Origin of the sequence: Streptomyces sp. NPDC014889 (assembly GCF_043081205.1) — a bacterium.
Lineage (GTDB): Bacteria > Actinomycetota > Actinomycetes > Streptomycetales > Streptomycetaceae > Streptomyces.
In genome coordinates, this window is record NZ_JBIBWH010000011.1 from 307,070 (window position 1) to 318,489 (window position 11,420).

The 11,420-nt window shown below is 69.9% G+C and carries 11 protein-coding genes; 8 read left to right on the forward strand and 3 right to left on the reverse strand.

Translation table 11 applies throughout. The features are described from left to right. Nucleotides 1-107 precede the first annotated feature (107 nt). Entirely contained in the window at nucleotides 108-401 is a 294-nt protein-coding gene (locus ACF09J_RS23645; RefSeq protein ID WP_392307418.1) for a DUF397 domain-containing protein, read from the reverse strand. 279 nt (nucleotides 402-680) lie between these two features. Between ACF09J_RS23645 and rpsO the strand changes: the two genes are divergently transcribed. The 5 genes from rpsO to ACF09J_RS23670 all read left to right on the forward strand — a co-directional run bounded on the left by rpsO (nucleotide 681) and on the right by ACF09J_RS23670 (nucleotide 6,180). Beyond that, nucleotides 681-968 carry a 30S ribosomal protein S15 gene (rpsO, locus tag ACF09J_RS23650; RefSeq protein ID WP_225080554.1) on the forward strand — a complete coding sequence of 96 codons (288 nt, stop codon included), beginning with the start codon at nucleotides 681-683 and terminating at the stop codon, nucleotides 966-968. Nucleotides 969-1,317: 349 nt separating this feature from the next. Beyond that, nucleotides 1,318-3,546 carry a polyribonucleotide nucleotidyltransferase gene (locus ACF09J_RS23655; RefSeq protein WP_392307419.1) on the forward strand — a complete coding sequence of 743 codons (2,229 nt, stop codon included), beginning with the start codon at nucleotides 1,318-1,320 and terminating at the stop codon, nucleotides 3,544-3,546. After that, nucleotides 3,543-4,922 carry a M16 family metallopeptidase gene (locus ACF09J_RS23660; RefSeq protein WP_392307420.1) on the forward strand — a complete coding sequence of 460 codons (1,380 nt, stop codon included), beginning with the start codon at nucleotides 3,543-3,545 and terminating at the stop codon, nucleotides 4,920-4,922. The genes ACF09J_RS23655 and ACF09J_RS23660 overlap by 4 nt, the downstream gene beginning before the upstream one ends. Nucleotides 4,923-4,958: 36 nt before the next feature. Continuing rightward, on the forward strand, nucleotides 4,959-5,711 hold the full coding sequence (gene dapB, locus ACF09J_RS23665; RefSeq protein ID WP_392307421.1) for a 4-hydroxy-tetrahydrodipicolinate reductase: 753 nt from the start codon (nucleotides 4,959-4,961) through the stop codon (nucleotides 5,709-5,711). Nucleotides 5,712-5,724: 13 nt separating this feature from the next. Continuing rightward, complete coding sequence (locus tag ACF09J_RS23670; protein ID WP_392307422.1) at nucleotides 5,725-6,180, forward strand: hypothetical protein; 456 nt, start codon at nucleotides 5,725-5,727, stop codon at nucleotides 6,178-6,180. Between the two features lie 81 nt (nucleotides 6,181-6,261). Here the strand turns inward: ACF09J_RS23670 and ACF09J_RS23675 are convergent, their stop codons facing one another. Together ACF09J_RS23675 and ACF09J_RS23680 are read right to left on the reverse strand one after the other, a co-directional pair. Further along, nucleotides 6,262-6,816: a hypothetical protein gene (locus ACF09J_RS23675; protein WP_392307423.1), complete on the reverse strand. Its 555-nt coding sequence runs from the start codon at nucleotides 6,814-6,816 to the stop codon at nucleotides 6,262-6,264. A gap of 135 nt (nucleotides 6,817-6,951) precedes the next feature. After that, entirely contained in the window at nucleotides 6,952-7,191 is a 240-nt protein-coding gene (locus tag ACF09J_RS23680) for a hypothetical protein (protein ID WP_392307424.1), read from the reverse strand. A gap of 222 nt (nucleotides 7,192-7,413) precedes the next feature. Here ACF09J_RS23680 and thyX point away from each other — a divergent pair, with 222 nt between their 5' ends. The 3 genes from thyX (at nucleotide 7,414) to ACF09J_RS23695 (ending at nucleotide 11,110) form a co-directional block, all read left to right on the forward strand. Beyond that, a complete protein-coding gene (gene thyX, locus ACF09J_RS23685; RefSeq protein ID WP_392307425.1) occupies nucleotides 7,414-8,154 on the forward strand; it encodes an FAD-dependent thymidylate synthase in 741 nt (246 codons plus the stop codon). 215 nt (nucleotides 8,155-8,369) lie between these two features. Next, a complete protein-coding gene (gene dapA / locus ACF09J_RS23690; RefSeq protein ID WP_392307426.1) occupies nucleotides 8,370-9,269 on the forward strand; it encodes a 4-hydroxy-tetrahydrodipicolinate synthase in 900 nt (299 codons plus the stop codon). Between the two features lie 155 nt (nucleotides 9,270-9,424). Continuing rightward, entirely contained in the window at nucleotides 9,425-11,110 is a 1,686-nt protein-coding gene (locus ACF09J_RS23695; protein ID WP_392307427.1) for a ribonuclease J, read from the forward strand. Nucleotides 11,111-11,420 lie beyond the last annotated feature (310 nt).

Sequence of the window (11,420 nt, forward strand, 5' to 3'; positions counted from 1 at the left end):
CGTCCGGTCATTGAAGGCCCGGTCCGTCAACCACACCCACCCGTCAAGCGGGTTGAGGAAGGGGGCGGCACGCGCACGTGCCGCCCCTTTTCATGTCCGCGCGTGCCTCACTCGGACGCGAGACCCCCCTTGTGTGGCGCGGGCTCCAGGTCGAACTCACCGTCCCGTGCGCCCAGCACGAACGCCCGCCACTCCGCCTCCGTGTAGCGCAGCACCGTGTCCGGGTCCAGCGAGGAGCGCATGGCGACGGCCCCGCCGGGAAGACGGGCGATCTCGACGCGCTCCTCGTGCTCCTCCGTACCCGGTGCGCAGTCCCACCGCACACCGGAGATGTCGAGCGCGTACAGTTCGTCGCGCTCACGCTCCTTGCGGGCCTTGATCTCCGCTTCCGTCTCCGCCATGTCGCAGCGACCCCTTCCAGACGCGCCCAACGGTGCCGCGCTCACCCTAGTAGCCCGCCGGCCCCCCTAGGCGGAATCGGAGAACCGGGGGAAATCGGGCCGTCGCGGCCTGGTACTCTGTGTGACGGCCGTATGTGTACGCACCCCCGGAGCCTCGCAGGAAGTCCTGCGGGCCCTGGAGGCCGCGCCCAGCGGATCCCCGCCTCCCGAGTAGAGGAAGCTCCCCCGAGACGAAGACCGGGGGCACTCGGAGGCCATCACAGATCACGAGGAGTACGAGTGTCGCTCGACGCCGCAACGAAGAAGCAGATCATCACCGAGTTCGGTACCAAGGAGGGTGACACCGGCTCCCCCGAGGTCCAGGTCGCTCTGCTGTCCCGTCGGATCTCCGACCTGACGGAGCACCTCAAGACCCACAAGCACGACCACCACTCCCGCCGCGGTCTGCTGATCCTGGTCGGTCAGCGCCGTCGCCTGCTGCAGTACCTCGCCAAGAAGGACATCACGCGCTTCCGCGCGCTGGTCGACCGCCTCGGCATCCGCCGTGGTGCGGCGGGCGCCAAGTAGGACGTCGTGGAGGGAGCGGTTCCCCGGAGACAGGGGACCGCTCCCTTTGCCGTACGTGAGGGAACATACGGGAACGTGCGGAGTGTCGGTGCCGCTTTGTAGTGTGGTAGCACGACGCAGTACCCGTGACACGGCGCGATACGGCCGGCCCCAGGTGGGCACGGCACGGCATCGCGCATGACGAACGAGGAGGAGCGCACCTCACCGCCGCCGGTCCTCGGTAGTGGCCCCCGGGAGAAGTGAACCCCGGGTGCTTCGATCGAAGACCGGCCCGCACCGGACGGAGCGCCTCTCCGCCACCGTCCCCCCGCCACACGGGCGGGAGGACGACGACGAGGAGAAAACGCTAGTGGAGAACGAGACCCACTACGCCGAAGCCGTGATCGACAACGGCCCCTTCGGCACCCGTACCATCCGCTTCGAGACGGGCCGCCTGGCCAAGCAGGCCGCCGGCTCCGCCGTCGCGTACCTGGACGACGACACGATGGTCCTTTCGGCCACCACCGCGTCCAAGAATCCCAAGGACCAGCTCGACTTCTTCCCGCTGACGGTCGACGTCGAGGAGCGGATGTACGCGGCCGGGAAGATCCCCGGTTCCTTCTTCCGCCGTGAGGGCCGTCCCTCCGAGGACGCCATCCTCACCTGCCGCCTGATCGACCGCCCGCTGCGCCCGTCCTTCAAGAAGGGCCTGCGCAACGAGATCCAGGTCGTCTGCACCGTCATGGCGCTCAACCCCGACCACCTGTACGACGTCGTGGCGATCAACGCCGCGTCCGCGTCCACGCAGCTGGCCGGTCTGCCCTTCTCCGGCCCGATCGGCGGCGTCCGCGTCGCGCTGATCCGCGGCCAGTGGGTCGCGTTCCCGACGCACACCGAGCTCGAGGACGCCGTCTTCGACATGGTGGTCGCCGGCCGCGTCCTGGAGGACGGCGACGTCGCGATCATGATGGTCGAGGCCGAGGCCACCGAGAAGACCATCAAGCTGGTCGAGGGCGGTGCCGAGGCCCCCACCGAGGAGGTCGTCGCCGCCGGTCTGGACGCCGCGAAGCCCTTCATCAAGGTGCTCTGCCGCGCCCAGTCGGACCTCGCCGCCAAGGCCGCCAAGCCGACCGGCGAGTTCCCGATCTTCCTCGACTACCAGGACGACGTCCTGGAGGCGCTCACCGCCGCCGTCCGCCCCGAGCTCGCCCAGGCGCTCACCATCGCCGGCAAGCAGGAGCGCGAGACGGAGCTGGACCGCGTCAAGGGTCTGGCGGCCGAGAAGCTGCTGCCCGAGTTCGAGGGCCGCGAGAAGGAGATCTCCGCCGCGTACCGCTCGCTGACCAAGACCCTGGTCCGTGAGCGCGTCATCAAGGAGAAGAAGCGCATCGACGGCCGCGGTGTCACCGACATCCGCACGCTGGCCGCCGAGGTCGAGGCCATCCCGCGGGTGCACGGCTCCGCGCTGTTCGAGCGTGGCGAGACCCAGATCCTGGGCGTCACCACCCTGAACATGCTCCGCATGGAGCAGCAGCTGGACACCCTCTCCCCGGTGACCCGCAAGCGCTACATGCACAACTACAACTTCCCGCCGTACTCCACCGGTGAGACCGGCCGCGTCGGCTCCCCCAAGCGCCGCGAGATCGGCCACGGCGCCCTCGCCGAGCGCGCGCTCGTGCCGGTGCTGCCCGCGCGCGAGGAGTTCCCGTACGCGATCCGCCAGGTCTCCGAGGCCCTCGGGTCCAACGGCTCGACCTCGATGGGCTCGGTCTGCGCCTCCACCATGTCGCTGCTGAACGCCGGTGTGCCGCTGAAGGCCCCGGTCGCCGGTATCGCCATGGGCCTGATCTCCCAGGAGATCGAGGGCGAGACGCACTACGTGACCCTCACCGACATCCTCGGTGCGGAGGACGCCTTCGGCGACATGGACTTCAAGGTCGCCGGCACCAAGGAGTTCGTCACCGCCCTCCAGCTCGACACCAAGCTGGACGGCATCCCGGCCTCCGTCCTGGCCGCCGCCCTCAAGCAGGCCCGTGACGCCCGCCTCCACATCCTCGACGTGATGATGGAAGCGATCGACACGCCGGACGAGATGTCCCCGAACGCGCCGCGGATCATCACCGTGAAGATCCCGGTCGACAAGATCGGCGAGGTCATCGGCCCCAAGGGCAAGATGATCAACCAGATCCAGGAGGACACGGGCGCCGAGATCACGATCGAGGACGACGGCACGATCTACATCGGCGCCGCCGACGGCCCGTCCGCCGAGGCCGCCCGTGCCACGATCAACGGCATCGCCAACCCGACGATGCCCGAGGTCGGCGAGCGCTACCTGGGCACGGTCGTGAAGACGACCACCTTCGGCGCGTTCGTCTCCCTGCTGCCCGGCAAGGACGGTCTGCTGCACATCTCGCAGATCCGCAAGCTGGCCGGCGGCAAGCGCGTGGAGAACGTCGAGGACGTGCTCGGCGTGGGCCACAAGGTCCAGGTCGAGATCGCCGAGATCGACTCCCGCGGCAAGCTCTCCCTGGTCCCCGTGATCGAGGGCGAGGAAGACGGCAACGACAAGAACGACAAGAAGGACGACGCGGACAAGTGACGTCCCGTAACTTCAAGGCGACGGCCCGCACCTCCTCGGAGGCGCGGGCCGTCGCCCGTACCCAAACACTCGTCAAGGGCCAGAACGGCATCGGGACCGTCCGCAGGACGACCCTCCCGGGCGGCCTGCGCATCGTCACCGAGACGCTGCCCTCCGTGCGCTCCGCCACCTTCGGCATCTGGGCGCACGTCGGCTCCCGGGACGAGACCCCCGCGCTCAACGGCGCCACGCACTATCTGGAGCACCTGCTCTTCAAGGGCACGTCCCGCCGGTCCGCCCTGGACATCTCCGCCGCGATCGACGCCGTCGGCGGCGAGATGAACGCGTTCACGGCCAAGGAGTACACGTGCTACTACGCGCGCGTGCTCGACACCGACCTGCCCCTGGCCATCGACGTCGTCTGCGACATGCTCACCGGCTCGCTGATCCTGGAGGAGGACGTCGACGTCGAGCGCGGCGCGATCCTCGAAGAGATCGCCATGACCGAGGACGACCCCGGCGACTGCGTGCACGACCTGTTCGCGCACACCATGTTCGGCGACAACGCCCTCGGCCGCCCCGTCCTCGGCACGGTCGACACGGTCAACGCCCTCACCGCCGACCGCATCCGCCGCTTCTACAAGAAGCACTACGACCCCACCCACCTGGTGGTCGCCTGCGCCGGCAACATCGACCACGCCAAGGTCGTACGCCAGGTCCGCGCCGCCTTCGAGAAGGCCGGCGCTCTCGGCAACGCCCACGCCGTCCCGATCGCCCCGCGCGACGGCCGCCGCACCCTGCGCACCGCCGGCCGGGTCGAGCTGCAGAACCGCAGGACGGAACAGGCGCACGTCGTCCTCGGCATGCCGGGCCTGGCCCGCACCGACGACCGGCGCTGGGCCCTGGGCGTGCTGAACACCGCCCTCGGCGGCGGCATGTCCTCCCGCCTCTTCCAGGAGGTCCGGGAGAAGCGCGGCCTGGCCTACAGCGTGTACTCCTACACCTCCGGCTTCGCCGACTGCGGACTCTTCGGCGTCTACGCCGGCTGCCGTCCGAGCCAGGTGCACGACGTGCTCAGAATCTGCCGGGACGAACTCGACCACGTCGCCGAGAACGGACTGACCGACGACGAGATCGGCCGCGCCATCGGCCAGCTCCAGGGCTCCACCGTCCTCGGCCTGGAGGACACGGGTGCGCTGATGAACCGTATCGGCAAGAGTGAACTGTGCTGGGGCGAGCAGATCTCCGTCGACGACATGCTGGCCAGGATGGCCGCGGTCACCCCGGACGAGGTCCGCTCGGTCGCCCGGGACATCCTGGGACAGCGCCCGTCGCTGTCGGTCATCGGCCCGCTCAAGGACAAGCAGGCCGCGCGTCTGAACGACGCGGTCGCCTAACCCCTGTCCGTACCGTCGGTGGTAAGGAAGCAAGAGATGAGCAAGCTGCGCGTGGCGGTCCTCGGTGCCAAGGGCCGGATCGGGTCCGAGGCGGTGCGGGCGGTCGAGGCCGCCGAGGACATGGAACTGGTCGCCGCCCTCGGCCGGGGCGACAAGCTGGAGACCCTCGCCGAGACCGGCGCGCAGGTCGCGGTCGAACTGACCACCCCCGGGTCGGTCATGGGCAACCTCGACTTCTGCGTACGGCACGGCATCCACGCCGTCGTCGGGACCACCGGCTGGACCGACGAGCGCCTCGCGCAGCTGCGGGGCTGGCTGGCCCAGTCCCCGCAGACGGGTGTGCTCATCGCCCCGAACTTCTCCATCGGCGCCGTGCTCACCATGAAGTTCGCGCAGATCGCCGCGCCCTGGTTCGAGTCGGTCGAGGTCATCGAGCTGCACCACCCGAACAAGGCCGACGCCCCCTCCGGCACCGCCACCCGCACCGCGCAGCTCATCGCCGAGGCCCGGGCCGAGGCGGGCTCGGCCCCCGCGCCCGACGCCACCGTCACCGCCCTGGACGGAGCGCGCGGCGCCGTCGTCGACGGCGTGCCGGTCCACTCCGTGCGCCTGCGCGGACTCCTCGCCCACCAGGAGGTCCTGCTGGGCGGCGAGGGGGAGACGCTCACCATCCGCCACGACTCGCTCCACCACAGCAGCTTCATGCCGGGCATCCTGCTCGGCGCGCGCCGCGTGGTGACCACTCCGGGCCTGACCGTCGGCCTGGAGCACTTCCTCGACCTGAACTGAGCCCGAGCCCTACATGCGCGCGAAGATCACCTACCTCGTCACGGCCGCCGTCCTGGTCTTCTACTTCGTCCTGGTCGGCAGCCGCGGCGTCATGCTCATCCAGTACGGCACACCCGTCACCGTCGCCTTCGGGATCGCCGTGCTGATCCTGCCGGTGATCGGCCTGTGGTTCCTGTGGAAGAACACCCAGTTCGTCCGCAGGGCCAACCAGCTCGCCGCCGAGCTCGACGCCGAAGGGGGCCTGCCCCTCGACGAGTTGAGCCGTACGCCCAGCGGCCGCATCGACCGCGACTCGGCGGACCGGGTCTTCGCCGAGCGCAAGGCCGAGACGGAGGCGGCCCCGGACGACTGGCGCACCTGGTTCCGCCTCGCCGTCGCCTACCACGACGCCCGCGACACCCCGCGCGCCCGCAAGGCGATGCAGCGGGCGATCGCCCTGCACGACGGCAAACCGGTGCAGGTCGCCTGACACCCGGAACACCCCGCGAACGCGGAGGGGCCCGGTCCGCACGCGCGCGGACCGGGCCCCTCGGCATGCCGTCGGCCGGGGTCAGCGCTTCCTGTTCTCCTCCGCCCACGCCTCCACCGCGTCCGCCGCCCGGTCGAACGCCTCGAAGCGCCCCAGGAAGTCGGCGTTGTGCGTGGTCATCAGCGGCGGCAGCCCCTGCTGCCCACGGCCCGAGCGGCTGAGCACCAGCGCCTGCCCCTGCACCGTGCGCGGCAGCCCCAGCCAGCGCACCGGCTGCTGCACCGTCCGCACGCCGGCGACCTGCGCCCACGGCGTCGTACGGGTGACGAGGAGGCTCACGTGCCGCAGCCCGCGCGCGCCGACCCAGACGCCCATGCGCAGCAGCCGCAGCGCGCCGGCGATCAGGACCAGCGCGACGACGAAGCAGAAGCCGGCGGAGGACAGGGTGGCGGTGAGCGCCGTGACGACGCCCGCGAGCAGCACGAAGGAGGCGAGCAGCAGCAGGAGGGCGGCCGCCCCCACGCGCCACGGCCCGGGCCGGTAGGGGCGTCGCCAGCGCTCGCGGTCGTCGAACGGAAGCGCTACGTCGTCCGCCGCGTCGAAGGCGCGGTCGGCCGTCAGGAAGGACAGGGGCACGGCTGGTCCTCACTCAATCCATGCGTGGGCTGTGCCCGGTGAGGCTATCCGCATGGGTCCGTGCCCACCACCCGTGGGGGGCCGGGGAGGTGCCCGCCGGGCCACCGGGGTGGTGGCACGGCGCCCGGGACCGGCTCAGTGCCCGGGCGAGACCTGGGACTGCTGCGTCTCGGCGGGGGAGTGGCTGATGGTCAGCGCGGGCGTCCCGAGGATCACGGAGCCCACGAGCCCGGCGACGATGGTCAGCCCCAGCAGGCAGCGCCCGGCTATTCGGCCGGTGGAAGCGCGTTCGCGGGGCGGAGGGGCGACATTGCTGCGGAACCGGTCGGCCTCGGCGACGAAGGCGAACGGTACGGGTTCGCGCCGACGGAGCATCGGGGGTACGACTCCTTCCGGGGGGTCGAACGGGGGTCGAACTGGGGTGTCTCACCCATACAGACGACCGAGTGTCCCAAAAGGTGCCCGCTTCCGCCGAAATCGCAGATCTTCACCAAAGATGTCGTACCCCGGCACCGCACGTCCCGAGGCCGAAGGCGGGCCGTAGAGCCGTAGAGTGGGCGCCGCCCGTCAGCCGTGAAGGAAGGGACCCGCCCAGCCGTGACCGCCACCCCCGCCGACGAACCGAAGCCCAGCTTCCGCAGCGACGTCACCGTCGACCTGGTCAAGCACGCCGCGTCGGACGCCGACGTGCTGTTCGCGGCGCGCGTCTCCACCCTCGGCGAGCAGTCCCTGGCCGAGCTGGACAAGGACCCCGAGCGCTCCAAGGGCCTGATCAACTTCCTGATGCGCGACCGGCACGGCAGCCCCTTCGAGCACAACTCGATGACCTTCTTCATCAGCGCCCCCATCTTCGTGTTCCGTGAGTTCATGCGGCACCGCGTGGGCTGGTCGTACAACGAGGAGAGCGGCCGCTACCGCGAGCTGGAGCCGGTCTTCTACGTCCCCGACGAGTCCCGCAAGCTCGTCCAGGAGGGCCGCCCGGGCAAGTACCGGTTCGTCGAGGGCACCCGGGCCCAGCAGGAGCTGGTCGGCCGGGTCATGACGGACTCCTACCGGGAGGCCTACGAGGCCTACCAGGAGATGCTCGCGGCCGGTGTCGCCCGCGAGGTGGCCCGCTCGGTCCTGCCGGTCGGCCTGTTCTCGTCGATGTACGCCACCTGCAACGCCCGCTCGCTGATGCACTTCCTCGGTCTGCGCACCCAGCACGAGCTGGCCAAGGTGCCGTCCTTCCCGCAGCGGGAGATCGAGATGGTGGGCGAGAAGATGGAGGCCGAGTGGTCCAGGCTCATGCCGCTGACCCACGCCGCCTTCAACGCCAACGGCCGCGTCGCGCCCTGACCGGAGGCCGCCCGCACAGGCAGGTACAGATGTACGGTTCAGCCGGGCGAAGTGTCCGGATTGCGGGGCTTGCAGAAGTTCATCTAGCCTGATCAAACGGACCCGGCACTGCTTGAACCCCCGAGCAGGCAGTGCCGGGCTCCATCTTTGCCGGCACCCGTCGGGCCGCCCCCCGAGGGCAGCCCCCACATTGAGCAGCGAGTAGCGTGTTACCCATGGCTCCGACCTCGACTCCGCAGACCCCCTTCGGGCGGGTCCTCACCGCCATGGTCACGCCCTTCACGGCGGACGGCGCACTCGACCTCGACGGCGCGCAGCGGCTCGCCGCCCACCTGGTGGACGCAGGCAACGACGGCCTGATCGTCAACGGGACCACCGGCGAGTCCCCCACCACCAGCGATGCGGAGAAAACGGACCTGGTACGCGCGGTCCAGGAAGCGGTCGGCGACCGAGCCCACGTCGTGGCGGGGGTCGGCACCAACGACACCCGGCACAGCATCGAACTGGCCCGCGCCGCCGAGCAGGCCGGCGCGCACGGCCTGCTGACCGTCACGCCGTACTACAACAAGCCCCCGCAGGAGGGCCTGTACCGGCACTTCAAGGCCATCGCCGACGCCACCGGCCTGCCGGTCATGCTCTATGACATCCCCGGCCGCAGCGGCGTCCCGATCAACACCGAGACGATCGTCCGGCTCGCCGAGCACCCGCGGATCGTCGCCAACAAGGACGCGAAGGGCGACCTCGGCCGGGCGAGCTGGGCCATCGCGCGCTCCGGCCTCGCCTGGTACTCCGGCGACGACATGCTGAACCTGCCCCTGCTCTCGGTGGGCGCGGTCGGCTTCGTCTCCGTCGTCGGCCACGTCGTCACCCCGGACCTGCGGGCCCTGGTCGACGCGTACACCGCCGGCGACGTCCAGAAGGCCACCGAGATCCACCAGAAGCTGCTCCCGGTGTACACCGGCATGTTCCGCACCCAGGGCGTCATGACCACCAAGGCCGCGCTCGCCCTCCAGGGCCTGCCCAGCGGTCCCCTGCGGGCCCCGATGGTCGAGCTCACGCCCGAGGAGACCGAGCAGCTCAAGATCGATCTTGCCGCCGGCGGGGTACAGCTCTGACAACGAGACTTCGCACCACCCCGTAACACCCGAGGCCTGACAACTGAATAGGCGGGCCACCGGTGCCCGCATCCCACCATGACAACTGCTTCTGCACGAACGTCACGCGCGCCACGTGCCACCGGTACGTGGCGCGCGTGGTTGAGGAGAGTCTTTTGAGTCATCCGCATCCTGAACTGGGTTCGCCCCCGCGCCTCCCCGACGGCGGTCTGAGGGTCACCCCCCTCGGCGGTCTCGGTGAGATCGGCCGGAACATGACCGTCTTCGAATACGGCGGCCGCCTGCTGATCGTCGACTGCGGAGTGCTCTTCCCCGAGGAGGAGCAGCCCGGAATCGACCTGATCCTGCCTGACTTCACGTCGATCCGTGACCGCCTCGACGACATAGAGGGCATGGTCCTCACGCACGGCCACGAGGACCACATCGGCGGTGTCCCGTTCCTTCTGCGCGAGAAGCCGGACATCCCCCTCATCGGCTCCAAGCTGACCCTCGCCCTCATCGAGGCCAAGCTCCAGGAGCACCGCATCCGCCCGTACACCCTCGAGGTGGCGGAGGGACAGCGCGAGCGCATCGGCCCCTTCGACTGCGAGTTCGTCGCGGTCAACCACTCCATCCCGGACGCCCTCGCGGTCGCCATCCGCACCCCCGCGGGCATGGTCGTGCACACCGGCGACTTCAAGATGGACCAGTTGCCGCTGGACAACCGCCTGACCGACCTGCACGCGTTCGCGCGGCTGAGCGAGGAAGGCATCGACCTCCTCCTCGCGGACTCCACCAACGCCGAGGTGCCGGGCTTCGTCCCGCCCGAGCGGGACATCTCCAACGTGCTGCGCCAGGTCTTCGGCGGCGCCCGCAAGCGGATTATCGTGGCCAGCTTCGCCAGCCACGTCCACCGCATCCAGCAGATCCTGGACGCCGCGCACGAGTACGGCCGCCGGGTCGCCTTCGTCGGCCGGTCCATGGTCCGCAACATGGGCATCGCCCGGGACCTGGGTTACCTGAAGGTCCCGCCGGGTCTGGTGGTCGACGTCAAGACCCTGGACGATCTGCCCGACCACGAGGTCGTGCTCGTCTGCACCGGTTCCCAGGGCGAGCCGATGGCGGCCCTGTCCCGCATGGCCAACCGTGACCACCAGATCCGCATCGTCGAGGGCGACACGGTGATCCTGGCGTCGTCGCTGATCCCGGGCAACGAGAACGCGGTGTACCGGGTCATCAACGGCCTGACCCGCTGGGGCGCCAACGTCGTGCACAAGGGCAACGCCAAGGTCCACGTCTCGGGCCACGCCTCGGCCGGGGAGCTGCTGTACTTCTACAACATCTGCCGTCCGCGGAATCTCATGCCGGTCCACGGCGAATGGCGCCATCTGCGGGCCAACGCCGAGCTGGGCGCGCTCACCGGGGTGCCGCACGACCGGATCGTCATCGCCGAGGACGGTGTGACCGTCGACCTGGTCGAGGGCAAGGCCAGGATCTCCGGCAAGGTCCAGGCCGGCTACGTCTACGTGGACGGCCTCTCGGTCGGCGACGTGGGCGAGCCCGCGCTGAAGGACCGCAAGATCCTCGGCGACGAGGGCATCATCTCGGTCTTCGTGGTGGTCGACTCCACCACGGGCAAGGTCACCGGCGGCCCGCACATCCAGGCCCGCGGCTCGGGCATCGAGGACTCCGCCTTCAGCGCGGTCATCCCGAAGATCGCGGAGGCGCTGGAGAAGTCCGCCCAGGAGGGCATCGCGGACTCCCACCAGCTCCAGCAGCTCATCCGCCGCACCCTCGGCAAGTGGGTCTCGGACTCCTACCGGCGCCGGCCGATGATCCTCCCGGTCGTCGTGGAGGTCTGACCCGAGGACGTCCTCCGGGACGCGCGAACTGGGAGCGGGGCACCTCGATTTGCATCGGGGCGCCCCGCTCCAGTACGTTTACGGCTCCGCCAGGACGGGAACCCGAAGGCTTCAAGCCATTCGGGGGACACCCCCGGAACCGGCGGGAAATCCGACTCAGAATCTCTGATAAAGTCGGAGCCGCCGGAAAGGGAAACGCGAGAGCGGGAACCTGGAAAGCGCCGAGGAAATCGGATCGGAAAAAGATCTGATAGAGTCGGAAACACCGAAGGGAAGCGCCCGGAGGAAAGCCCGAGAGGGTGAGTACGAA